General features: G+C 66.6%; 13 protein-coding genes. 5 read left to right on the top strand and 8 right to left on the bottom strand.

The genetic code is table 11. The annotated features are described in order from the left end of the window. Nucleotides 1-49: 49 nt before the first annotated feature. From AC1RRS_RS22325 to AC1RRS_RS22305, 5 genes are all read left to right on the top strand, one after another. Nucleotides 50-12,445: a LysM peptidoglycan-binding domain-containing protein gene (locus AC1RRS_RS22325; protein ID WP_492857078.1), complete on the top strand. Its 12,396-nt coding sequence runs from the start codon at nt 50-52 to the stop codon at nt 12,443-12,445. Beyond that, a complete protein-coding gene (locus AC1RRS_RS22320; protein WP_492857077.1) occupies nt 12,442-12,891 on the top strand; it encodes a hypothetical protein in 450 nt (149 codons plus the stop codon). The genes AC1RRS_RS22325 and AC1RRS_RS22320 overlap by 4 nt, the downstream gene beginning before the upstream one ends. Before the next feature lie 130 nt (nt 12,892-13,021). Then, nucleotides 13,022-14,176, top strand: coding sequence for a toprim domain-containing protein (locus AC1RRS_RS22315; RefSeq protein WP_492857076.1), 1,155 nt, complete (start codon nt 13,022-13,024; stop codon nt 14,174-14,176). Next, the gene (locus AC1RRS_RS22310; protein WP_492857075.1) at nt 14,167-14,358 is read left to right on the top strand and encodes a hypothetical protein; all 192 of its coding nucleotides are present in this window, start codon (nt 14,167-14,169) and stop codon (nt 14,356-14,358) included. The genes AC1RRS_RS22315 and AC1RRS_RS22310 overlap by 10 nt, the downstream gene beginning before the upstream one ends. Next, nucleotides 14,343-14,834 (top strand): Imm26 family immunity protein, encoded by a 492-nt coding sequence (locus AC1RRS_RS22305; RefSeq protein WP_492857074.1) that lies wholly within the window; start codon nt 14,343-14,345, stop codon nt 14,832-14,834. The genes AC1RRS_RS22310 and AC1RRS_RS22305 overlap by 16 nt, the downstream gene beginning before the upstream one ends. A 126-nt stretch (nt 14,835-14,960) precedes the next feature. Here AC1RRS_RS22305 and AC1RRS_RS22300 read toward each other — a convergent pair whose 3' ends face one another. The 8 genes from AC1RRS_RS22300 to AC1RRS_RS22265 form a co-directional block, all read right to left on the bottom strand. Continuing rightward, the gene (locus AC1RRS_RS22300; RefSeq protein WP_492857073.1) at nt 14,961-15,551 is read right to left on the bottom strand and encodes a hypothetical protein; all 591 of its coding nucleotides are present in this window, start codon (nt 15,549-15,551) and stop codon (nt 14,961-14,963) included. Between the two features lie 28 nt (nt 15,552-15,579). Continuing rightward, nucleotides 15,580-16,494 carry an amidohydrolase family protein gene (locus AC1RRS_RS22295; protein ID WP_492857072.1) on the bottom strand — a complete coding sequence of 305 codons (915 nt, stop codon included), beginning with the start codon at nt 16,492-16,494 and terminating at the stop codon, nt 15,580-15,582. Beyond that, nucleotides 16,491-18,692, bottom strand: coding sequence for a carboxylesterase family protein (locus AC1RRS_RS22290; protein WP_492857071.1), 2,202 nt, complete (start codon nt 18,690-18,692; stop codon nt 16,491-16,493). Before AC1RRS_RS22290 ends, AC1RRS_RS22295 begins: the two co-directional genes overlap by 4 nt. A 130-nt stretch (nt 18,693-18,822) precedes the next feature. Next, a complete protein-coding gene (locus AC1RRS_RS22285) occupies nt 18,823-21,954 on the bottom strand; it encodes a TonB-dependent receptor plug domain-containing protein (RefSeq protein WP_492857070.1) in 3,132 nt (1,043 codons plus the stop codon). 101 nt (nt 21,955-22,055) lie between these two features. Further along, the gene (locus AC1RRS_RS22280) at nt 22,056-23,018 is read right to left on the bottom strand and encodes a FecR family protein (protein ID WP_492857069.1); all 963 of its coding nucleotides are present in this window, start codon (nt 23,016-23,018) and stop codon (nt 22,056-22,058) included. Then, nucleotides 22,999-23,622 (bottom strand): RNA polymerase sigma factor, encoded by a 624-nt coding sequence (locus AC1RRS_RS22275; RefSeq protein ID WP_110132841.1) that lies wholly within the window; start codon nt 23,620-23,622, stop codon nt 22,999-23,001. The genes AC1RRS_RS22280 and AC1RRS_RS22275 overlap by 20 nt, the downstream gene beginning before the upstream one ends. 168 nt (nt 23,623-23,790) lie before the next feature. Further along, the gene (locus AC1RRS_RS22270; RefSeq protein ID WP_492857068.1) at nt 23,791-24,354 is read right to left on the bottom strand and encodes a cytochrome b; all 564 of its coding nucleotides are present in this window, start codon (nt 24,352-24,354) and stop codon (nt 23,791-23,793) included. Between the two features lie 196 nt (nt 24,355-24,550). Continuing rightward, nucleotides 24,551-26,011: a prolyl oligopeptidase family serine peptidase gene (locus tag AC1RRS_RS22265; protein ID WP_492857067.1), complete on the bottom strand. Its 1,461-nt coding sequence runs from the start codon at nt 26,009-26,011 to the stop codon at nt 24,551-24,553. Between the last annotated feature and the right edge of the window lie 46 nt (nt 26,012-26,057).

Raw genomic sequence — 26,057 nt, 5'->3', positions numbered from 1 at the left:
GATAGGGGCGGAGTACAGTCGATGACGCCCCAGGTCTCGGGGGCGTTTCATGGTTGCGATCATCAGCGGCGACGGCGTCGGCCTGGCGCGAAGCTCGGCCTTCGTGCTCGGGTCGCGTGGCCAGTTGGGGCAGGCCTCGCTGGGCCGCGCCGGCGAGAACGTCTACGTCAACGCGGCCAACGGCAATCTGGTGATCCAGAAGGTCGACGAGATGTTGATGGGCCTGGGGCCCGACGACGTCATCGCCCGCGCCTACAACAGCCGCGGCGATCTTTCCGACGACAACGGCGACAACTGGCGCATCAGCGCCTATCGGCAGGTCATCGGCCTACAGGGCAGCGTCAACACCGCCGGCAGCACGGTCAAGCGGGTGGACTGGGACGGCTCCGAGGCCGTCTACACCTATGACACCGCGCGCGGCGCCTATGTCTCCAAGGACGGCGACGGCGCCTACGACACCCTGACCCTCGCCGGTTCGACCTGGACCTGGACCGACGGCTCGACGCGCACCGTCGAACTCTACGATCACGCCAGCAGCGGCCGGATCACCTCCAGCAGGGATACCGACGGCAATGCGCTGACCTTCACCTACGCCAACGGCAAGCTGTCGCGGGTGACGACGGCCGACGGCTACTACACCGATCTCGTCTACTCCGGCGCGCTGCTGACCCAGGTGGTCACCGGCTACAAGCCGGGATCGGGCGGCGTCACGACCCTCACGCGGGTGCGCTACGGCTACGACGCCCAGGGCCGCCTCAGCACGGTGAGCGTCGACCTCACGCCCGAAGACAATTCGATCACCGACGGCAAGACCTACGTCACCACCTATACCTACCTCGGCGATAGCAAGCTGGTGGCGTCGATCGCCCAGAGCGACGGCTCGCTGCTGCAGATCACCTACGTGCAGCCGTCCGCCAACGACTATCGGGTCGCCACGCTGACCCAGACGGTGAACGGCGTCCAGCGGACGACGAGCTTCACCTACAACACCGCGACGCGGACCACGACGGTCACCGACCCGTCCGGCCAGGTCACCAGCCTGGTCTATGACGCCGCCGGCCAGCTGACGCGGGTGACCACGCCGCCGGACGTCGCCGGCGGGACGTCCCAGGTCACCGATTTCACCTACAACGCCAATGGCGACGTCACGAGCGTGACCTCGGGAACCGGTTCGGTCACCTACCAATACGACGCCAACGGCAACATCACGCTCGAACGCGATCAGGCCGGCGTCACCATCACCCGCATCTACGGTTCCAGGAACGAGTTGCTGGCCGAAACGCGCTACCTGACCCCTGATCCGGACGGGGCCGGCGCCGGTCAGCCGGCGACGCCCCTGACCACCCGCTTCGTCTACGACGCCGAGAACCATCTGCGCTTCCGCATGGATCCGGACGGCTTGGCGATCGCCTACGAATACAACGCCGCCGGCCAACGGATCGTCGAGCTCAGCCTGCCCGCCAACTACCTGGAGATCGCCCCCTGGACTCCGGATATGCAGCCGCCGGAAACCCAGATGGCGGACTGGTGGGCCACGATCACAGACAAGAGCACCGGCGTCCGCATCGAAACGACCTACGACTATCGCGGCGGCGTCGCCACGGTCACGCGCTACGGCAAGCTGTTGGCCAACGGACAGGGCGACCTGTCCGATCCCTCGCAGAACACCGTCACGACCTTCATCTACGATCAGGCCGGCAACCTGCTGCGGCGGATGACCACGAACGGCTACGGCGATCCGGAGGGCGCCCAGCCCTACGAGACCTTCGTCTATGACGGCCTGGGCCGGCTGATCGCCTCGACCGATCTGCGCGGCAAGCGCACGGACATCGCCTTCGTCGACGCCTCCAGCCAGACCATCGTGACGCTGGCCGACGGCCTGATCCAGACGTCGACCTACAATACGGCGGGCGAACTGATCAGCTATTCGCGCTCGGCCGCGGCGGCCGGACAGGGAATCTCGACCACCAGCTTCGTCTACGACAACCTCGGCCGTCTGCGGGCGAGCACCGATCCTACCGGGATCAAGACCCAGTATCTCTACGACCGCCTTGGCCGGAAGGTCGCCGACATCGCCCATGACGGGTCGCTGATCGAATACGTCTACAACGGCGACAACCTGCTGATCCGCACGATCCGCTACAAGACCCCGCTGTCGGCCAGCCAGCTCGCCAGTCTCACCGACAGCGCCGGAAAGCCGACGAGCGTCGAACTGGCCAGCGTGCGGCCGGCGGCCGACGCGGCCGTCGATCAATGGGAATGGCGCATCTACGACGCGGCCGGCCGCCTGGTCGAGACGATCGACGCAAGCGGCGCTGTCGTCGAATTCATCTACGACGGCGCATCGCGCCTCGTCATGACGCGAGGCTACGACAACCGCCTGACGATCGCGACGCTGAAGGCGACGCCGCCAACCGCCAAGGTGCTGCCGGCCGCGGCTCCGATCTACGACCGCGTGACCCGCAACTTCTATAACGGCGCCGATCGACTGGTGGGAACCCTGGACGGCGAGGGCTTGCTCACCCAGCTCGTCTACGACAAGGCCGGGCGCCTGATCGAAACCATCCGTTTCGCGACGTCGACGAGCGGCAACCGCGAAACCGACACCTTCGCGCAATTGCTGGCGAGCGTGGTTTCCGGCGCCCTGAGCGCCAAGGACATCCACGAACGCAACGTCTACGACGGCCAGAACCGCTTGCGCGCGATCGTCAACGGCGAAGGCGAGATCACCCGCTACAGCTACACCGCCGCCGGCGACGTCAGCCAGGAGGTGCGCGGCCAGCGGCTAGCCAGCGGCGTGGCCGCGACCCTGGCCAATGTCCTCGCGGCGAGCGCTGTCGGCGCCCTCGAGACCACGACCTACACTCGCGGGGCCAACGGGCAGGTGGTCGCCAAGATCAAGTATCTCGCCAGCGGCGGAACCGAGACCATCGGTTATGGCTACGACGCCCTGGGCCGCTTGACCACGACCCTCGTCAGCGCCACCGGCGTGTCCCAGGCCACCACCCGTCGCTACGATCTGCACGGGCGCCTGATCGGCGAACTGTCGGGCGTGGGCAGCGCGGCCTTGGCGGGCTTGGGCGAAAATCCGACCGCCGCGCAGGTCAATGCGATCTACGCTATCTATGGCACGACCTACGCCTATGACGCCGCCGATCGCCTGATTTCCAAGACCGAGCCCAACGGCGTCGACGGCGCGGGTCAGCGCACGCTCTACTACTACGACAGCGACGGAAACCTGACGCACGTCGTCAACGCCCTGGGCGAAGTGGAAGAGCGGGTCTACGACGGCCTTGGCCGCCTGTCGGACGTCATCATCCACGGCGCGCGGATCGGAACCAGCGTCCTGGCCACGCTGACGGGGGGGCTGATCACCCCTGCCCTCACCTCGGCGGTCGCCGCGATCGCCAACGCCAGCCTCGATAGCAAGACCCACACCGACTACAACCTCAACGGCGCGGTCAGCCAGACGACCAACGCCTTGGGCGTGACGACCACCTACGACTACAACTCCTTCGGCCAGCTGACCGCCGTCCGCACGCCCACCGAGGGCTCGACCGTGGTGGTCGACAACCGCTCCTATGACCGGCGCGGCCTGCTCGTCACCGCACGTCGGGACGTCGGCGCCGACCGCCTGCAGTTGATCACCATCTTCGCCCTCGACGCCTTCGGGCGGGTCACTCAGGTCACCGACCCGAACAACAGGTGGACCAAGACCGACTATGACCGCGCGGGCCGGGTGGTGACCGCGACGGACACCGCCGGACTGACGACCAGCTATACCTATGACGGGCGCGGCAATGTCCTGACCTGGACCGATCGGACCGGCGCCGTCACGTCCTTCGCCTATACGGCCTTCAACAGTCAGATGACGATGACCACGCCCGAAGGGATCGTGGTCTCCACCATCACCAACGCCTTGGACCAGACCATCCAGGTCACCGACGGCGCCAATCGCTCGACCTACTACCAGTACAACGCCGACGGCGACCTGATCGTCGTCACCGACGACCTCGCCAACCAGGTCAAGACCGACTACGACGCCGCCGGCCATCTCATCCGGGTGACCAATCCGAACGGCTCGAAGACCACCTACACCTACGACGCCGCCGACCGCGTGCTGACCCGCACCGAGGACGCCGACGGCCTGAACCTCGTCACCCGCTACGAATACGACGCCAAGGGACAGCAGGTGAAGGTCACCGACCCCACGCTGCGGGTCACGACGATCACCTACGACCTGGCCGGCCGACAGACGGCGATCGTGACCGACGCCGGCGGCCTGGCCCTGCGCACGGAGTACGCCTACGACAAGAAGGGTCGCGTTCTCACCGTCACCGAGGCCGCCGGCACGGGCGCCGCGCGGGTCACCCAATACACCTATGACAACGCCGACCGACTGACCAAGACCCAGGTCAATCCCGCCAGCCAGAACCTCACCACCCAGTACGCCTACGACAAGAACGGCAACGCGGTGGCCGTGACCGATGCGGCCGGCGGCGTCACCCGCTACGTCTATGACGGCGAGAACCGGGTGATCTGGACGGTAGGCCCTACGGGGACCGTGACCAGCACCACCTATGACGGCGAAGGCCGGATCGTAACCGAACTGGTCTATGCGGCCCAGGTCCCGACGGCGACATTAGTCGGACTGTCCCAGACCCTCACGGCGGCCGCCGCCAGCGCTCTGGTTTCGTCCGGCTCAAACGACCAGACGACCAATTACGTCTACGACCGCGACGGCCGCCTGGTCTTCGTCGTAGACTCGACCTTGCACCGCACGAAGTACGCCTACGACGCCGCCGGTAACCTCGTCCGCACCGTGCGCTCCTCACTGACGATCGCAGCGGCGGCCAGCTACTCGGTCGCCTATGTCGAAGCGCAGATCAACGCCCAGAACAATCTGGCGCAGGACAAGTGGATCACCCGTTCGATCTACGACTCCGCCAACCGCTTGGCCTTCAGCATCGACGAGGGGGGGCGTGTCACCGCCTACACCTACGACCGGGCCGGCAACGTGGTGAAGAGCCGTCTCTACGAGACGCTCTACACCGACACCGCCGATGTCAGCCTTGCGGCCATCACCGCCTGGTCTGCAGGCTTGGCGGGCGCCCAGATCGACGACGACCGGATCGGCCGTACCCTCTATGACGGCGCCGGACGCCCCGTCTACCAGGTCGACGCGGAAGGCTACGTCACAGAAACCCAGTACAACGCGGCCGGGCAAGTCACCCAGGTGATCCGCTACGCCGACCGCTATGCGGTGAGCGACAGCTCCACCAAGGCCAGCCTGGCGGCCCTGATCGGCGCCCTGCCGGCCTCCGCGAAGACCACCCGCTACACCTATGACGCGGCCGGACGGCTGACCGACGTCACCGACCCGCTCGGCGTCGTCACCCACCGAGTGCTCGACGCCATGGGCCGGGTCACCGACAGCACGGTGGCCTACGGAACCGCCGACGCGACCACCACCCATCGGGTCTATGACGCCGCCGGCCGGCTGACGAGCGAGACCCTCGGTTACGGGTTCGCCGAGGCCTCGACCACCAGCTACGGCTACGACGGCGTCGGGCGAGTTCTGACGCGCACCAACGGCCGCAACTTCACCACCACCTACGCCTACGACGCCGCCGGCCAGCTCAAGAGCGAGACCGTCCCCCTCGACGCGGGCGCGAACGCCGTCACGAGCTACGAGTACGACGCCTTCGGCAACCGGGTGAAGGTGACCGACGCCCGCGGCTCGGTCGGCTATTTCTACTATGACAGCGCCAACCAACTGGTCCTGCAGATCGATCCCGAAGGCTACGCCACCGAGACCGGCTATACGGTCACCGGCGAGGTCAAGAGCATCAAGCAGTATGCGACGAAGGCCACGAACCTCGGCTCGACCACCACGCGCCCGACCCTGACCGCCAACGCCGCCGATGCGGTCACCGTCATCGGCCGCGACAAGCTGGATCGGGTGATCTCGATCACCGACGCCGAGAACTTCAGCGAGGTCTACGAGCTCAACGCCTTCGGCGATCGGGTCAAGGTCACCAACAAGCTGGGCGGCATTGTCGTCAACACGTTCGACAAGCGCGGCCTGAAGCTGAGCGAGACCCTGCCCGTCACGGTCTACGACGTCGAGGGCGGGCTGAGAGCGACCAACATCGTCAACCGCTTCGAATACGATGCGCGCGGCAACCTCGAACGCAAGATCGAGGCGTCGGGCCTGGCCGAGCAGCGCATCACCCGTTTCGTCTATGACAAGCTCGACCGGGTGGTGGAGCAGATCGGCGAGGCCGTGGACGTCCTGAACGCGGACCTCATCACCCTCTCCACGGTCGTTCCCAAGCAAAAGATCATCTACGACAAGCGCGGCAACATCATCGAAAGCGTCGATCCTGCCGGCGCGCGCACGCTGTATTATTTCGACGCCCTCGATCGCAAGATCGGCCAGATCGACGCCCTGGGCACGCTGACCGAGTGGACCTACGACGCGGCCAGCAACGCCGTGCAGGTCAAGATCTACGGCGAGGCCCTGACGCTGCCGACCCAGCCGGGCGGAGCCCGTCCCCCGCCGGTCAACCCCGCCTCCTATCGGGTGACCACCTACGAATACGACCGCAACAATCGGCTGGTCGCCACCAGCGTGGCGAACCTGCGCACCGGCTCGCAGCAGGGCGAGACGTTCGCCACCCAGATCACCACGATCACGGCGCGCACCCAGTACGACGCCATGGGCAACGTCGTGGCCCAGTTCGACGAGCGCGGCTGGTCGTTCAGCTACTACGACAAGGTCGGGCGCAAGATCGCGACGGTCGACAACGACACCTACCTGACCGTCTACGACAGCGATGCGGCCGGCAACGTCCTGCTGGAGACCCGCTTCGCGGCCAAACTGTCGATCCAGGCGGGCGTGGGCACGACCCTGGCCCAGCTCAAGGCCGGCGTCGCGGTCGGCGCCGACGATCGCCAGACGAGCTTCACCTACGATCGCAACGGCCGCCGCCTGACCCAGACCCGCCTCAACGTGGCCTACGGTCAGTCGGTCTTCAACGTGCAGAACGGCGCCATCGTCGGCGGGTCTCTCGCCGAAGGCGTCGCCGGGGCCACCATCACCTACGCCTACAACGGCCTGGGCCAGGTCACCGCCAAGATCCAGAGCGACCTGCAGCGGACCGACTACAGCTATGACCTCATGGGACGGCTGACCCAGACCCTCGGCCCAGCGACCACCGACTACGACGGCGCGGCGACCCGCCACCGGCTATCCAATCAGTACGACGGCCTCAACAACCTGGTGCGCACCAGCGAGGGACGGACCGAGGTCGACGCGACCCGGGATCGGATCACCAAGTACCACTATGGCAAGGGCGGCATGCTGGCCGCCACGACCGACGCCTCGGGCTTCATCCGCTATTTCGCCCAGGATATCGCCGGACGCACCGTCCGCGAAAACTACGTGCGCGCCAAGGCGGACGGGACCACTTCCATCGAAGGCACGCTCTATGACTATGACGCGCTGGGCCGGCTGAAGACCCAGTCCTCCGCTTCGTTCAACGGCAACGTGATCGTTCGCGGCGACAAGACCCACCTTCGCTACAACGCCTATGGCGAGGTCACCGGCAAGGGCCTGACCGCGGGAACCGCCTCGGCGACCTATCAGGAAACATATGAGTACGACGCCGGCGGCCGCCTGTGGCGGTCGCGGGGCGCCGACGGCGTGGTGCGGCTCTACATGTACGACGGGGCCGGCGGCGCGACGCTGACGATCGAGTCCTCCGGCGCCAAGAACCTCGCCGCCTACGCCAGCCTCGAAGCCGCCATCGCCGATATCGGCCAGAGCGCCTTCACGGGCATGAGCGCCTCGTCCGACGTCGTTGTGACGGTCACCGTGTTCGACCGGCGCGGCCAGATCGCGGCCACCCGCAGACCCTATCGCCAGACCAGCGGCTCGAGCCCGACCCAGCTTTCCGCCCTGATCGAACGGCGCGTCTACAACGCCTTCGGCGAGGTGGTGCAGGAAATCGACTCCCGCAACTACGCCACCGACTACACCTACAACACCCTGGGCAAGCTGACGAAGCGGGAGTCGCCCAGCATCTCCTGGACCAACGAGGCGGGCGTCACCGCCCAGGCCCGGCCGACGGAGCGCTACTGGTACGACCGGCTCGGCCGCCTGGTCGCGACCGAGGACGCCAACGGGAACCGCACCCTGCGCCAGCTGGCCCAGGGCAGCGGCTATGACGGCGTCGAGGCCTTGAGCGTCGTCGAGATGCACGCCGACGGCGGCCTCGTTCGCCGGAACTACGATGTGTTCGGCGACCTGCGCGTCGAGATCAACGCGCTGAACAAGACCATCGTGCGCGACTACGACAAGATGGGCCGCGTCTTCGCCATGGGGCTGCCCATGCGCGCCGATGGCGTGCAACTGACCGAATACTATTCCTATGACGGGCTGGGCCAGCGCCTGAAGCACTGGAACAGCCAGCTCGGCGCCGGCGTATCGGAGGTCACGACCTACGACCTGCAGGGCCGCGTCATCAGCCAGACCGACTTCGCCGGCCACGCCACGACCTACAGCTACGCTTTCGACGCCGGCCTCGCCAGCGCCGGCTACGTCGCCGGCGGCTGGGTCCAGACCACCACCACGGTCAGCGGCCGGACCAGCACCGACAGCATCGACGTCTTCGGGCGGCGGCTCTCGCACGTCGACCTGGGCGGCCGCTCTTCGGTCCAGACCTACGACCAGGCGGGTCGCTCGATCGAGCAGAAGACCTACAGCCCCCTCGGCAACGAACTGATCGAGACCAAGATCATCAGCTACCTGAACTCGGGGCTGGTGGGACAGATCCTGGAGGTGGTGCAGTCGGGCGACGACCTGATGACCGGCACGACCACCTATGCCTACGACCTGACCAGCAACCGCGTGGCCGAGGACTATTCGATCCGCCACCAGGGCGTGACCTACGTCCCCGCCGAGAGCACTCCGCCGCCCTGGCAGACCGAATACCAGGAGCCCGAGGAAAACCTGATCCCGGTCGAGTACAACACCCTGGTCGTCTATCGCTCGGCCCGCGCCACCTATGACGCCCTGGGCCGGATGATCTCGTACACCGACGGCGGCGAGAACGGGACCTGGCCGGTCAATGTCGCCTGGAAGTACGACAAGTCCGGCAACGTGCGGAACATCGTCGCCACCTACGGCGTCTCCGGCTCGGCCACCTATCTCGCCCAGGACCAGTGGTTCCGCTACGACTCCATGGACCGCGTGGTCACCGACAAGGGCGTGCTGCAGACCGTCAACGGAGTCAGCAGCATCGTCCGCGGCATGCAGGGCACGGATGTGCTCTACGACGCCGCCGGCCAGCGGGTGGAAGCGACCCGTACGACCACCCAGACGATCCCGGACGCCAGCGCGCCGGGCAATACGCGCACCTACGTAATCTACAACGTCGAGAACTACACCTATACGGCCGACGGCTACCTGCTCTCGGCGATGTCCGGGAAGGAAGTGGTCGGCGACATCGGCGAGACCGAGCCCGACCAGACGGTGATGACGTGGGAAGACACCCGCGACGCCATGGGCCGGCTGACCAAGCACATCGAATACACCAACTACTTCAAGACCTACGAACAGACGCTGACCTACGATCTGGCCTCGAACGTCGTCGGGGAGGCCACCTGGCGCCAGGTGACCAGCGGCAGTCAGACCACGACCACCTCGGCCGAGAGCGTCAACAGCTATGTGGACGCATGGGGCGTCTACCAGGGCGTCGTCATCTCCACCACGACGACCGCGGCCGGCGTCACCTCCCGCACCACCACCTCGTACGACTGGTGGGACACCGCGCGGCAGAGCCAAATCTACTACCAGGCCAATATCAACAACGCCGCTAGCAACCACTCCTTCTTCGTCTACGACCCCGCCGGGAAGCTGCAGTCGGTCACCATCAACGACGGCCGGACGCGCACGGTGAGCTACGTGATGGACGCCGGGGGCATGGTTCTGTCGCGCCGCGAGGCCGACGGCAACAGCGCCCTGGCCGATCCCTATACCTACAGCTACTTCATGGAGGACCACCGGATCGGGGAGTACGGCAACGACGGCGCCTCCGATCTCAACTGGGCCGAGACCGTGGCCCTGCGCGCCTCGGCCAAGACCTCGCCGTTCCGCACCGGCGCGGCGGTGAAGTCCGGCGACTTCTCGCAGAACTACGTCCCGATCAATCCCGACACCAACAACGGCGGCCGGGCAGACACCAGCGTCACCGTGCGCGCGGGCGACACCCTGGCCTCGATCGCCGAAAGCCTGTGGGGCGACGCTTCGCTGTGGTGGAAGCTGGCCGAGGCCAACGGGTTGTCGGTCAACGACAGCGTGGCGGCAGGCCAGACCCTGGTGGTCCCGGCCAACATTCTCAACGCCAAGCACAACGCCGACACCTTCCGGGTCTACGACCCCAACAAGGCGATCGGCGACACCAGCCCGACGGCGCTCGCCCAGGTCAAGCCGCAGGGCAAGGTCAAGGGCTGCGGCGGGGTCGGCGCGATCATCATGGTGGTCATCGCCGTGGCGGTCACCGCGATTGTCGCCCCGTATGCAATAGCCGCAGTCGCGAATGTAACGGCGGCCGCAGGCAGCGCGACAGTTACGGCCGCAGCCACCATCGCCGGCAGCGCCATCGCCGCCGCGGCGGGCAGCATCGCCAGCCAGGCCTTCGGTGTGGCCACCGGCATCCAGGACAAGTTCAACTGGAAGGGCGTGGCGCTCGCCGCGATCAGCGGCGCGGTCGGCGGCGGCTTCAAGGCCTTCAACCTGTTCGACGGCATTTCCAGCCCGCTGTTGCAGGGCGCGGCGCGAGGCGCGGCGGCCAACGTCATCACCCAGGGCGTCGCGACCGCCACCGGCCTGCAGAGCCGCTTCGACTGGACCGGCGTCGCCGTCGGCGCCGTGGTCGGCGCCGTGGTCGGCGGCGTGTCGGCCAGCCTCAGCAACGCCTCCTGGATGCCGCAAGGCAAGGCCTGGACGTCCGACGGCCTGCTCAACAGCGCCATATCCGGCGCCGCCGGCGCCGTAGCCGGAGCCGCCACCCGCTCGCTGATCGACGGCACCGACTTCGGCGACAACGTCATCGCCGCCTTGCCCGACGTGATCGGCAGCACCATCGGAAACGCTGTCGGCGCCAAACTCTCATCACAACTGTCGACACAACGGTCCAGCCAAGCGTCCAACAGCGATGTCGGCGAACTGCGGTTGAAGAAGGACGGGCTGATCGGCAGCGTTGGCGACTTCCTCGGCTTCGACGGACGGTTCGGCTATCAGGGGGAAAACGGTCGCCAGCTTTCGCTTGGCGGCTTGAAGCAAGCCTTCGCGCCTGTCGACAATGGCTTGACGGGAGTGCGGGTTCGCTCGCCTGGAAAAGTATCGTCATCCCTGCTCCCGCTAATTCCTGGCGGAAGCACGCCTGCGAGCGGGTGGGTGAGGCAGGCGCCCACTTGGAATGATCACGATGTCGACCAAACCCGGTTCTTGCTAACCGAAGACACCGTGCTTGTTTCTGACGAGAATGGCGGAGAATTCTACAAGCGCGCGGGGGCTTCCGGCCGAAATGGTGTTTGGCAGGAAGGGGACCTCTACAAGAGTCCCGTTCTTGGAGGATTTAGTAGTCTCTCCTGGCTCGATGCGAGAGACTTGAACACCGAGCCGACTCTCAGCGCGCCCTACACCCCTAATGTACTTGAAAGGGCGGACGCGTTTGTTCGCAGCGCGGCCAATACGGTCACCTTCGGGCTTGTGAACAAGGGCATAGCCTTGTTCACAGCGCGGGATGAGGCATCGTTTAGTCGCCAGTTGCAGTGGGAGCAGCGAAAGGATGGCGTAAGAGCCTCTCAGTCACCGGTAGAGACGGTCGCTGGGGGTATCGTGGGGACCGCCGCGCAAACTGTTTTGCTTCCTGGCGGAAAGGCCGCCTCCAGCGGCTTGACGACTCGGCCTCTCGTGTTGGGTGGTGAGTTTGCTCCCGAGGCAGCACCGGTGTTTAAGACCTTCTACAGAGGGGATTCGTTTGCGCGCACCGAGTTCCTGTCGAACATGGCGGAGGTCAGCGGTCTGCCGTCAGCGACAGCGCGTCTTGATGCTGCAGCATCTACCGGTGGGTTGACGGACATCTATGCTATGCATGGCATCCACAGCATGGACTCGCCGCTGATTAGCGTGACCGATGATATCAGGGTTGCAGAATATTTCGCACGTGGTCCAGGCCAGGATCAGCTTGGGTATGTCACAACCTTCAGAGTTCCGGTGGCGGATGCGGAAAGGCTGGCGATAAGGAATTTTGATAATCCGATGTCATTCTTCGAGCCAAACCCAAGCATTGGCCTGCCTGAACGGGAGTATTTGTTCAGTGGTAAGGTTGACGCTCAATATGTTGCCGGGCAGGTGAAGGTTAAGCCGCGATGATTCCCGAAAAGGTTTTGTGGAATCCAGAAAGTGCAATCTCTTTGGAAGAGCTTGAGATTGTCATCGGTAAGCTTACGGATGGTAGGGGTGGTGTAAGCATTCTAAAGAATGGGACCTTGCTTTTTGTCAAGAAGAACGATGATGATGAGGAGTTTGCGCGCGATTTGATCCAAGAATTCGACCGTTTATACAACTTTAAGGTCGTTCCTGTGGATGTGGGCGGGTATTTGGTCGGCTTCCATGATGCGGTCGCAGTATACGTGTCGGAAGGCGAGTTTCAGGCGCGTAGAAGCGAGATAATTTCTCGATTAAGCGAGCTTTGCTTTCCGGGGGAAAAGATTACCGTGCCCAGTAACGCTCCGCAGGATCATGGCCTTATCGGTGTCTACGCGCGCGGTAAGCTTCGCCGAGATGCAAAGGAATTTCATTTCTATAAAAGAGTTTAGTGCGCTTTGCGGTTTCTAAATCCCCTGGTTATCGTAAGGTGATCCCGGTATGTTTCCATAGTTGCGGCGAATTTTGTAAACTTTATGCGATTTCGCTGAACGCATCTTGGAAATATATCGAGGATAAGCGTTGCATCCATCTTTCGCGTCGGAGATCGACGACCATTCTCTGCTTGAGCGTGTGCTCGACTTCTACACCGACGCTCTCAAGCAGGCGCCGGAAGGGATCGAGTTCCTTCAGGCCAAGGGTCTGGTCCACGGCGAACTGATCGACTGCTTCCGCCTCGGCTACGCCAACCGCACGCTCGGCCTGCGACTGCCCGAGAAGAACCGCAAGGCTGGCGCGGCGATCCGGGGCCAATTGGAGCGGATCGGCCTCTACCGCTCATCCGGCCACGAGCACTTCAACGGTTCGCTCATCGTCCCGATCTTCGGCGAGAACGGTGAAGTCGTGCAGGTGCATGGCCGGAAGATCAGGGACGATCTGCGACCGGGCACGCCCACCGACCTCTACCTGCCCGGCCCGATGCGCGGCGTCTGGAACCGAGAAGCCCTGGCCGGTGGCCAGGGCGAGGTTGTTTTGGCTGGGTCGTTGCTCGACGCGATGACGTTCTGGTGCGCGGGCTTTCGCAATGTCACGGCCGCCTTTGGTCCTGACGGTCTGACGGGCGACATCGTGGCGGCCTTCCACGCGGCCCGCATCAAGCGCGTGCTGATCGCCTTCGCCCGCGACGACGAGGGCCAGTCGTCGGCGGATGCTGTCGCCGAGCGGCTGATGGCCGAGGGCTTCGCCATCTACCGGATCGAGTTCCCGAAGGGCATGGGCGCCAACACCTACGCCCTGAAGGTTGGCCCGGCCGCCGAAATCCTCGGCAGACTGATCCGGAAGGCGACGTGGCTGGGGCAGGGACGGGCGGCGGCGGCGACCACGGCCGGGTCAGATGACGATGTCGGCAGCCCGCTGGAAGACCGTGCTGAACCGTTAGGTCAACCGTCATCCATCCAGCCACCGATCGACGACCCAGTGCTCTCCCAGGCCGAGCACGAGATCGTCATGCTGTTTGGCGATCGCCGCTATCGCATCCGCGGCTGGAAGAAGCCGTTGAACCCGGAGTCGCTGAAGATCAATCTGCTGGTCCAGCGCGGCGAGCGGTTCCACGTGGACACCCTCGACCTGTACCGCGCGAAGGCGCGCGCCAGCTTCGTCAAGCAGGCAGGCAGGCAGGCATCGAGATCGGCGAGGCCGAAGAGCCGATCAAGCACGACCTCGCCAGGGTGCTGCTGAAGGTCGAAGCCCTAAAGGACAGCGAGATCGTGCAGGCCTTGCAGAAGGTCGAGAGAGCGATCCTGTCGGAAGGCGACCGGGATGAGGCCCTCGCGCTGTTAAAGGCGCCGGACCTCGTCGATCGCATATCTTCGGACTTCCTGAGCCAAAGTAAGAGCGAGAAATTATGGGCATTCAAGTGAATATCGGCGACGTATTCCTCGTTCCTCTGGACGGTAAGAGCTGGGCGCTCGGCCAGCTTGTCAGCGCATGGAACGAGGAATTGTACGTGGCGATATTTGGCCAGAAGTTCGAAACGCGGCAAGTGGACCCTCGCAGCGTCATTGGCCTAGAGCCAGCTCTTCTGGCTTTGACCCTGGACGCCAAGCTATTCCACGGGGAATGGCCGATTATTGGGAACGTGCAGGAAAACCTTTCGGGCCTGCCGCAACCGGCCTTCAAGGTGCGGCAATCAGGCATCGTACATATCGAAGCCCGGGATCGCTCGATGAGCCGGCCGGCATCCCCGTCTGAAGCCGAGATGCTGAGATACCGCAGCGTGTCGTCGCCGGCAGCGATTGAGGAGGCTGTGCAGGGGCATTTTGGTGTGTGCGAGTGGAATCCTCACTTCGACAAAATCCGTGCGGACTACGCCTATGGATCCTCCCGCCTGCTGTGATTGGGCGGCGAGTGCGAATGCAGGATAAAGGGTCGCGAAGGTTTCGCCGGTCGCGGAACAGTCGAGTGGCCGGAAGCCGGCGTGACGATCAAAATTTCCAGGGACGCCCGGCGCTTTCGCCCCCCCCTAAGGCTGGAGCATGATACGGCCCCCGCGCCATACGCCGTCGGCGTCTCGTCGGGTGACCGCCGTCGCCTGCATTCCGGGCTGAGCAAACAGGCGGTCGTGGACCTCGTAGGCGATCGGCTGGATCGCCGCCGGAACCTCGATGCGGCGGGCGCCGCCAGGATAACCGACCTCCAACTCCAGCCCGGCCTCGGTCTTGCGGACAAGGGTCACCGTTCCGTGGGTGATCGACGTCGCCGGCTGCGGCATGGCGTGCGTGCCCAGTTCGGGGCGATAGCCGGGTTCGAACAGGCGCAGCTCCGTCGCCCGGCCCGCGTCGGGTCCGAGGTCGGTGTTGATGGTGGCGACGAAATCGCCGGCCTTGATCGTGTCCGGAGCGACCTTGCGCGCGGTGACCACCGTCCACCCCGGGGTCATCGCCACGACGACGTCCTTGCCTTCCTTGTCCCGCAGGGTGACGTCGGCGTCCGAATAGCTCACCAGGGCGCCGGCGCGGCCGATCGGATGCTCGACGGGCTGCGCCTGCCCCGCCGTCGAGACCAGCAGGGAAACCACGACCAGCGGACCGGCCAGCGAGAACCCGTTCAACATGAAAATCTCCGTATGATGGACGTGCGTGTCAGTCCGCCGGACACCCGCGCATCAGGCGCTGGATATTGCCGTGGGCCACGGCGGCTTCGACCTCCGGGGCGAGCGGCGCCAAGGCCGTGCGGCCGGCGGCCAGCAGTTCGGACATACGGCCGTGGCGCTGGGTTTCGGTGATGTCCATGGCGAACAGGAAGCGGCCGGGAAAGCGCTCGATCACGGCCCGCCACGCGGGCTTGAGCGCGCCTTCCGGCGTCAGGATCGAGAGCGCCAGATTGGGATTGTCGGCGCGCGCCGGATCGAGCCGGATCGACAGGTCAGCGTAGAGATTGGGGTGCGCCGCCATCAGCCGTCCGATCAACGCGGCGTCGGCGCCCCATCCGGCGTGGGCGAGGATCAGCGGCATGCCGGGATAGGCCGCGGCCATGGTCTCGACGGCGGCGATGGTCTCGGCCGTCTCCAGACTGACATGCGCCGACACCGGAACGCCTCGCGCGGCGGCCAGGGCGTAGATCGCCCGCCGCTCCGGCGCGGTGAGCGAGGCCGCATCGCTGGGATAGGGGTTGGGCGCGAACCGCGTCGGCAACTCGCCGAACCCGCAGATCGTCCCCTGCCCTTGCAACCGCCCAAGGACCGCCGCCGTGTCGGGACCAAGGCGCAGGCCTGCGGCCTCGGCGGTGCGCGCCACGCTGGCCGACGGGATCACATAGCCGCGATTGCGGGCCGCGACGCGCTGCAGCGCCTCGATGTCGGGATACATGATCACCACGCCCGCCAGACCGGCCTTTCGGAACAGCGCGATCTCCTCGTCCGGCGAAATCACCGTCAGCAGGTGCGAATGAGCGTCGATATAGGGGATCTGGTCCCGTGGCGCGGCGACGGCTCCGCTCGCTACGAGAAGCATCGCCGCCGACAGAGCCCGCGCGGCCAGGCGCATGGTCGTGCTCACCACGCGTCCTGGGTCGCGTAGAAGCGCCGCCAGAAATCGAGTTTCTCCGGGCTCGCCGCGACGGGCGTCGCGCCCCACTGGTCGCCGAGCATCATCACCGAGCGGGCCTTGACGTCGAACGGCGCCCAGGTCGGAAGCCCCTCCCCGTTCGGATCACCGGTCTTGATGATGTTGGCCCAATAGGACGACATCCGCTCGGCGATGGCCCGGTCCTCGGCCGTCCAGGGACGGTCGTTGGCGTCGAGATTGCCGAAGGCGTAGGTGATCTCGGATCCGTGATAGGCGCCGCGCAGGTCGTGGCCGGCGCCGGGCGGCGCGTGGGTCCACCAGTAGGTGAAGATCGGCCGCGAGGTCCCCTTGGCGCGCTCGGCCGCCCAGAGATAGGTGGAGACCCGGTTGTTGTCGTAGGCGGCGGCGTTGCTGGCCAGGGCCGCCTCGTCGTCGGTGGTCGCCGGGTAGAGCCGAAGGAACGCATCGGCCATCGCCCCGTACTTGGCGCGCGCGGCCTGGACATAGGCCGCCAGGGTGACGCTGACCTGCGGCGCCCCGGCCCTGGGCGGCCCCGACCGGGCGCGCAGGGCCGCAAAGGCGGTGACCGGGACAGCGCCGGTCTCGTCGCGATTGTTGCCGGTCACCACGACCACGTCGTTGAACGCGGCCTTGGCCAGAGCGGCCTCGTAGGTGGACGGGATCACCCAGCCGTCGAGCACCGGCCGGAACAGCGGCGGCTTGCCTGTCGAGCCGGTCTCGACCGCGGCTTCGACCGCGTCGCTGCCCTCGATCAGCTCGCGCCAGGGCATGGCCCGAAGGGCCTCGACGGTGGTCGCGCCATGGGCCTGGGCGTAGGCCTGCCCCGCCTGCTCGGCCGCTGGGCGGGTGCGGTAGGACACCGACAGGAAACGCAGATCGGGGTCGCGGGGATAGCGCGAATGGCTCTGGGCGATGGCGCGCTTGAAGAGCCCCTTGGCCAGGGGCGACATGCTGAGGAAGCCGACCGAACCGGCGCCCGCCGACTGGCCGGCGATGGTCACCTGGTCGGGATCGCCGCCGAAGGCCGCGATATTGCGCCTGACCCACTTGAGCAGGGCGATGTCGTCGAGCAGGCCGTAGTTGCCCGAGACGCCATGCTCGGCCTCGGCGCTGAGCGCGGGCGTGGCCAGGAAGCCCAGCGCGCCCAGCCGGTAGTTGAAGGTGACGACGACGACGCCCTTGCGGGCCAGACCCTCGCCGTCGAACTCGGGGCTGGCGCCCGTGCCCGTGAGGAAGCCCCCGCCGTAGATCCACACCAGCACCGGCCGCTTCTCGCCGGCCGCTGCGGCGGTCCAGACATTGGCGGTCAGGCAGTCCTCGTCCATCGGGCCGGCCGGCGGCGGCCCGCCGCCTTGCGGCTGAGGACAGAGCGCGCCGAAGCGGTCGGCCTGGCGAACGCCCTCCCAGGCCACCGGCGCGGCCGGCGGACGAAAGCGCAGCGGCCCCACGGGCGCGGCGGCATAGGGCACGCCCTTGTAGACGGTGATCGCCGGATCCCGCCCAGGGACGCCGGCCAGCAGGCCAGCCTCGATCCGTAGGGACGAGCGCGCGGTCTCCTCACCGGCCCCAGGCGGGCGGGCCGACATCGCGGTCAGGGTTCCGCTGGCCAGCACGTGGCCTCGCATGGCGTCGGTCAGCGCCTCGAAGCTCAGGTTCGGATCGGCCGGCAGGATCCGATCCAGGGCGAACACCTGGAAGGGATAGGCGACCTTGGCCGCGCCGTGGGTGTGGGGACCGACATAGGGCTGGTTCGCGCCATGGACGTTGACGCCGTAGATCGCGCCCGACGGCGGATCCGTCAGGCCGGGGGCCAGGCGCGTCGTACCGGCGGGGATGTTGAACAAGGTCAGATGGATGGAGGTGGCCTTGCCGCCCTGCCCTTGCAGGACCACGACATAGGACCGCGTTCCGGCCGGCCCCGCCGACCAGGCCAGTCCCGGAAAGCGGTTGGCGCCGTACTGGGTGTTGTCGATCGGCAGGTCGCCGCCATCGGCGAAGGCCGGCGAAGAAACGATCAGGCGCGCGCCCGTCGGCGTTGGGACAGCCGCCGTCAGCAGGGTCGGCGCGTGACCGATCGAGGGCGCGAGCGCTGTCTGCGCCCCGGCCGCGACCGGGGCCAGAAGCAGGAGGGCCATCAAAGCCGCGACGCCGCGAAAGCCGTGCATCATGTCGTTCTCACACTATTCGGCCGTCCCCGAGAGAAGCGAGGCCGAAAAGAACCGAGGCGGCGACGTGGAGAAGAAGGCCGCCGCCTCGGCGCAGGATCCCTGGGGATGAAGGAACACCCAGGGGGGGACGCTAGAACTTCATCCGCGCGCCAACCGTGACGTAGCGGCCGGTCGGATCATCGCCGATGGCGAAGCCGCCGAACTGTCCCGGGATGGTGGCCGCGCCGAAGAAGGCGGTGGCCGGCGGGGTGGCGTTGAACAGGTTCTGGACGTTGAGGAAGTATTCGGCGTCGCCGAACGCGTCCTTGGGTCGGAACAGCAGATTGACGTTGGTGGTGGCGAAGGCGTCGACGTGGTTGTCGGTCCAGACCTGGGTGGGATCGGCGCTGTGCTTCAGCTCGCTGCGCCAACGCTCCATGACGTCGATGGTCAGGGTGTCGGTGATGGCGTAGCGCAGGAAGCCGGTCAGGCGCAGCTTGGGGCTGGCCTGCAGGCCGTTGGTGCCGAAGGCGCTGCCGGCGGCGTCGATCGTCACCAGGGCCGGCGTGCGGTAGTAGATGTGCGGCTGGTAGCTGGCCAGGCCCCGCAGCGACAGCGAGCGACCGAAGAGTTCGGTCCCGTAGTTGGCCTCGAAGTCGACGCCCTTGCTCTCAATCTCGGCGATGTTGATCACCGTCGAGATCCACTGGGTGACCAGGTTGGCCGCCGTGGTGTTGGTGTAGCCCAGCGGGCGGACCTGCAGGGCGCAGTAGGGCGAGGAGCCGCCGCTGTCGTAGCAGGCCTTCTGGATGGTCGGGTTGAAGCCCTGGATGTTGGTGATCGCGTCGCTGATGCGGATCCAGTAGGCGTCCAGCGCGAAGCTGAGGCGCGGCAGGGCCTGCCAGACGACGCCGACCGTGCTGGTGTGGCCGATCTCGGCCTTCAGGTCGGGATTGCCGGCCGAGAGACCCGGCACCGGCGAGGTGCCGGCGGTCAGGCCCGGGGTCAGGCCGGTCAGTTCGTCCTTGTTGGTCAGGACGTTGACCGAGGCCGGGGCGTAGAGGTCGTCGAGGGTCGGCGCGCGGATGTCGCGCGAACGCGTGGCCCGCACCCGCAGGTCGTCGGTCAGGTGCCAGTCCAGACCCAGCTTCCAGGTCCAGTAGTTCCCGCTGCTGGCGTAGCTGGTGAAGCGGGCTGCGCCGTTGAGGTTCAGCGACTTGGCCAGGACGAAGCCGTCGAGCAGCGGCACGTCGATCTCGGCGGCGGCCTCCTTGACCTCGTCGCTGACCGGCGAGCGGGCGGCGAAGGTGTTCTGGTAGAGCACCGTCGAGCTCGTGCAGTTGTAGCGTAGGCCCGCGCAGTTGGCCCGGTCGGTGGGCAGGGCGTCGCTGGACGACTGGTATTCCAGCCGTCGCCACTCGGCCGACAGGGCCATGTTCACCGGCCCCGCCCAGGTCGAGAACGGCGCGCCGCCGATCTCGGCCGAGAAGGCGTCCAGGCCCGTGTCGGCGACCATGTGCGTGCTGCCCATGATGTAGTCCATCGCCGCCTGGCTGGCCGAGGTGGGGCCAAAGACGTTCAGCGGCGCGCAGTTGGCGTAGGCGCTGTTGGTCAGCGAGGCGTAGCAGACCGGCTGGCCGGTCGTGGGGCTGATGACCGCATCGAGCGCGGCGGCCAGGCGCTGGTTGTTGGGGTTGTTGTTGAGCGTCGTCTTCAGGCGCGCGCCGCCGTGGGTGTAGTTCAGGCCCCAGCTGTAGTCGCCGAGCTTGCCGTCCAGCCCGATGTTGACCGTCGTCTGGCGCTCCTCGGCGACCGGGTTCAGCCGCGGCGCCTGGGCGAACATGCGGTTGAAGGTGAAGGTCGACTGGCCGGCGGTCGCCAGTTGGGTCTGGTAGGCCGAGGCCAGGAAGGCGTTCGTGCTGCTCATGGTGACGTTGCTGAGCAGCGGCGGGGTCAGATATTGTTCGTTGCGCTTGTCGTTGAAGCTGACGGCCGCATAGGCGTGCACGTCGTCGGTCAGGTCGTAGTCGAAGCGGGCATAGGCCTGGTGGCTGCGCAGCGGCGCCTTCAGCGACGAGTCGTAATAGCCCCCTGCTCCGCCGATCTGGCAGCAGCTGGACCCCGTGATCGCGGTTCCGTTGACGAACGGGCTGAGCACCCCGTCGGCGGCGAAATACTGGTTGGCCAGGACGCCGTTGGTGATCTTGCCGCCGAACGGGAAGTTCAGCAGGCGCACGTCGCTGTAAAGCTGGTAGGGCGCGGCCGTCGTGCCGGCGCCGCTGATGCTCTGCTGGCGGAACCAGGGACGGTCCGAGCGTCGCAGCACGCCCTCGTCGTTGCGGTACTCGTAGCTGGCTTCGAAATGGCCGCGGTCGTCGAGGATCTTGCGGCCGTAGGCGACGCCGAAGCTCTGCTGCTCGTCGTCGCCGTATTTGGAGACGCCCGCCTGGGCGGCCAGCTTCAGGCCGTTGAACTTGGTGTCGGTGACGAAGTTGACGACGCCGGTCACCGCGTCCGAGCCATAGACGGCCGAGACGCCGCCGGTGACCGTGTCGACCCGCTGCAGCAGCATCTGAGGGATCATGTCGACGTCAACGATGCCGTTGACCGAGGTCGGCGGCACGCGGTGGCCGTCGAGCAGGATCAGATTGCGCACCGAACCGAGGTTGCGAAGGTTCAGCTGGTTGGCGGCCGCGTTGCCGCCCGCCCCGCCGCCGACGCCGGCGTTGGGGTTGCCGTACTGGTTGCGCGGGCTGGAGAAGACCGGCAGCTGGTTCAGGCCGTCGGCGATCGTGGTCGGCTGGACGCGCTGGATGTCCTCGGCCGGAACGACGGTGATCGGGGTCGGGCTGTTGTTGCCGTTGCGGATCACGCGCGAACCGGTGACCACCACCTCGGTGACGGCCGAAGCCTCTTCAATCGTGGATCCGGCGGCCTGGGCGGACTCGGCCGCCCGGTCGGCCTGGGGGCCAGCGGCGCTCCCGGCCTCGCGCAGGATGATCGTCGAGCCGTTGTCGCTGGCGATCTCCAGGTTGGCGCCGGCCAGCAGGGCCTTGAGGGCGGCGCGGGCGTCCTGGCGGCCCTTCACGGCCGGGGTTGAGATCCCCTTCAGGCGGCCGGCCGGCGCGACGATCTGAAGACCGGCCTGGCGGGCGAAGATGGGAATGGCGTTGGCCGCGGGACCGGCCGGAACGTCGAAGGTGCGGTCCTGAGCCATGGCGCTGGTCGCGCAAAGCAGAACCGCCAAGGACGCGCCGCAGAACATGCGTGAAGTGGTGGTCATCGTTTCCCCCTGCGTGGGCTGTCGCCCGTTGTTTTGGGAAAAGATGCGCCGAGAGAGGATTTCCCCCTCCCCTGCCGCAATATTTTTTCAAGCCCGCAATACTAACGGAGGATGTGGACGCCGTCCGCCGTGCTGACCGTGCGCGCGCCGAGCGACACCGCGACATCGCGGGCGAAGCCGCCCGGGTCGCTTGAAGCATAGAGGCCGGTCAGGGTTTCGGCCGCCAGGGCCGGATCATCGACGATGATCCGCGTCGAGGAATAGCGCGCGAACTCGCTGGCCGCCTGGGCCAGGGTCTCGCCGTTGAAGGACAGCAGGCCGTCCTGCCAGCTGAGACGGCGGGAGACCTCGTCGGCGTCGAGCCTGACGGGGTGCGGCGCCTCGCGACCGCCAAGATCGCCGCTGGGCACGACGGCGGCCGTGTTGGCGGCGACCAGGCGCGGCGCGGGCGCGCCCTTGCAGGTCATCTCGACATGTCCGCCCTGGACAAGGACGCGGACGGGCCCCTGCTCGTCCTTGCGCACCACGAAGCTGCCCGACTGCCCGGCGAGGCTCACCTCGCCGGCCCGGACCAGGAAAGGCCGCTGCGGGTCCGGCGCGACATTGAACAGGGCCTCGCCCGACAGCAGCTGAACGTCGCGGCTCCTGGAGGTGTAGCGCACCTTGACCAGCGAGGCGGTGTTGAGGGTCACGTTCGAGCCGTCGGGAAGCGGCACGCGCCGCACCTCGCCCTTGGACGACTTCAGGACCAGTGGCGCGCTCCAGGACCGCGCCCCGACCAGGACGACGCCGGCGAACCCGGCCGCCAGCCCGCCGCCGATCAGGCGCCGACGCAACATGGCCGAGCCGCGCAGGCTGTAGGCGGCCTCGAGCGTGGGATAGGCGGAGTCCAGACGGGCCATGACGGCGTTGGCGCGCGCGAAGGCGCCCTGGCGGCGGACATCACCGTCCAGCCAGGCGTCGAGCGCCCCGCGCTCGTCGTCGGTCAAAGGGCCACGATCGAGGCGCGCCACCCAGGCGGCGGCGGCCTCGTCGATTTCCTGGCTAGTGTCTCGTCTGGTCACGCCTGAACCGGGAGCGGATGGTCTCCATGATAGATGCGCGAGAACCGATTTTCCCGCCACGGCTGTAAAGATTTATCAGCAGGGCGGCCGCACGGGCCACGTGCTTCTCCACCGCCTTCTCCGTTAGCCCTAGCCGCGCGGCGACTTCCTTCTGCGACAGCCCCTCGACCTTGCGCATGCGGAAGGCCTCGCGGCGCTTGCTCGGAAAGGTCTCCAGCGCCTCGTTGATCAGGCGCAACTCTTCCCGGCCGGCGACCTGGCGCTCGGGCGAGAGTTCGTCGGTAAGGCTTGGAATATCCAGGCTTTCCATCGCGCCGATGGGAATGACCTTGGCCCGCCTGGCCTGGCGCAGGATCAGCGACTGGGCGGTCTGGAAGAAATAGGCCTTCGGGTGATCGATGTGTGCCACCGACTTGAGCCCGGAGATCTTGGCGTAGCTCTCCTGGATCAGATCGTCGATGTCGGCCGGCGGCTGGCGACGCTTGAGCAACCATCGGCGCAGCGCCGGCTCGTGAGGCAGGATGTTGCGCGACAGCCAGAGCGCGCGCTCCGGGTCGAAATAGGCGCGGGCTTCGGGCGCCAGGTCTTCTGCGGGCCTCTTCACGGGCGCCGTCCTCCCAAGTCGTTGGGGCCGACGCCGAAACGGCGGCCCGACGACGCGGCGCGAGGCCGCATCGTGACCGCCAGCATGACCAAAGCCAGGCCGCGGCGATCATTCAATCGACGACGGCGTGCATTGATTCCGGCGCGGTCGCGAAGCGGCTTCCAGACGTCAGGCGCGCGGCCGAAGGGGCGGAAAGGTCATGCGGCTCAGGACCTTGTCGCGATCGACGAAATGGTGCTTGAGCGCCGCGCCGATGTGCAGCACCAGCAGCGCGGCCATGGTGAAGCCGAGCACCTTGTGGCCGGCCATCGCCGCCCCGGCGAAGGCCTTGCCCTGCATGACCGGCAGGAACGGCGCCTCCCAGCCCAGGACATTGATCGCATGGCGCTTGGGCGCGGCCGAGCTGACCCACCAGCCCAGGAACGGGATCAGCACCATCATGAAGTAGAAGGCCGTGTGCACGATCCCGGCGACGGGACGCTCCCAGGCCGCCTTGCCCGCGAGCATCGGCGGCGGCGGACGATAGAGCCGCCAGGCCAGCCGGCCCAGGCTGAGCAGCAGCACGCTGAAGCCTATCGACTTGTGCAGATTGAGCACGACGCGGTGCGCGCCGCCCTCGGAATTGGCCGAAAAGACCGCCAGGATCAGATTGACCAGGATGAGCGCGGCCATCACCCAATGCAGAAACACGGCCACCCGCGAATAGCGCTCGAAGGAAACTTGCTCGTTCACGCCCTGATCTCCCGAAGCATGATCTTTTCAGGACGGTAACACGAGGAGCAGGCGATGATTTATGGCGCGCGCAAAACCTATCACCAGGTTCGCATTTCTATTTGCCGATAGCGCACCCTGTACTTTCGAACAAAGAAAACCCGGCGCATAGCGCCGGGCAAAGTCGGGAGGTAGGACGTCGGCGGCTCGACCGCCTCTAGGTTTTCCTCTGCCTGAACAACCAGTCGCGAGCCGCCTGGATGTGGAAGAACTTGCGCGCCGACGCCATGTGGTCGACGCCCTCGAACGTCAGGAAGGTGATGTTGCCGCCCTTGCCCAGATAACCGTCGATCTGGGAGGTCAGCGCCTGCTGCTTCTCGACCGGGAAGATCAGGGCGGGGTCCAGGCGTTCGGCCGGCCGAGTCACCTTGCCGCCCGCGTGCTCCCAGATCGGAACGCACTGCTCGTTCCAGGGCGTGGCCTTGCTGTCCTCCGTGCCCGTGATGATCAGCAGCTTCTGCTTGGCCAAGGTCGCGACGTCGGCGGGCCGCTGCTGGCCGGCGATGATCAGGCCCGCCGCGAAGGTCTGGGGGTGCTTGGCCATCAGCCACAGGGAGGTCATGGCCCCCATGGACCAGCCGGTGCAGTAGACCCGCTTGGGATCGATCTTCAGCACCTTGTCCCTGCGGTCGTCGAGGTTGGGATTGCCGAAGTTCCAGGTGTTGCTCAACAGCGACTGCACCAGCCTGTAGGTGTTCTCGACGTCGGCGGTATGCTCCCAATAGTCGTTCATCGTCGTGCGCTCGTAGCGCGGCGTGATGACCACGCACTCGTTCCGCGCCTGCTCCTCGGGCAGGCTCCAGATGCTGGCGATGCACTGTTCGGTCAGGGTCTGGGCGCAGGTTCCGTCATAGCTGGTTCCCGAGTGGGTGACGGCCAGGACCAGCGGATAGGCCTTGTTCTCGCCGCCCTTCTCCAGGAACGACTTGGGCAGGTAGATGCTGTATTCCAGCCAGGCCGAGCGCGTGTCGTCCCACCACCAGTGGTTCTGCTCCCAGGCGTCGACGCCGCGAATGACGACGCTGTTGCCGCGGGACCCGGCATTGCTCCAGGCGGTCTCGCTGGCGGGATAGACGGCGCCGGCCGCTGTCCTGACATCCTTGTCCTGCGTCAGGGCCACCTTGTCGCTGTCGCCCGTCGGGAGGCTGAGGTCGGGGTCACGCGCGAACTCCACGATGACATAGGGACCGGCCACGCTGGCGCGATCGGAACGCAGGGCCGGCGCGGCGTTGGTGTAGACGGCCACGGGGCTTCGCGCCGCGGCCTGCGCCGTCGTGGCGTTCTTGTCGACCGACTGGGGCATGCCCGCGAAGAAGCCCTTGGCCGCCGGAAAGACCGCCGCGCCGTAGGTGTCCAGGGCCAGGCTCGCGGGGTCGATCGCCACGTCATACTCGACCGCGATCCCGTAGACCTTCTGACCACCGCCGGTGACCTCGCAGAGCGCCTGAATGGCCTGCAGGCCTGGGCCGGCGCTCTTGCGCTTGCCAGGACCGCTCGCCGCCGAGGTCGCCGCCGTGAAACCGTCGGCCTGGGCACGGCTTTTGCGCACGCCCAGCCCGCCAGCCGACACCAGGGCCGCGCCCATCGATACCAAATTGCGCCGCGACAGGCCTTTCATGCGTCCCATTCCTCAAACCCTTCTCATTCTCGATCCTCGCGCCGTC

It is taken from the genome of Caulobacter sp. GW821-FHT12A07 (assembly GCF_058807655.1).
The sequence above is the reverse complement of the archived record's forward strand: the minus strand, read 5'-3'. Positions and strand labels throughout refer to the sequence as shown.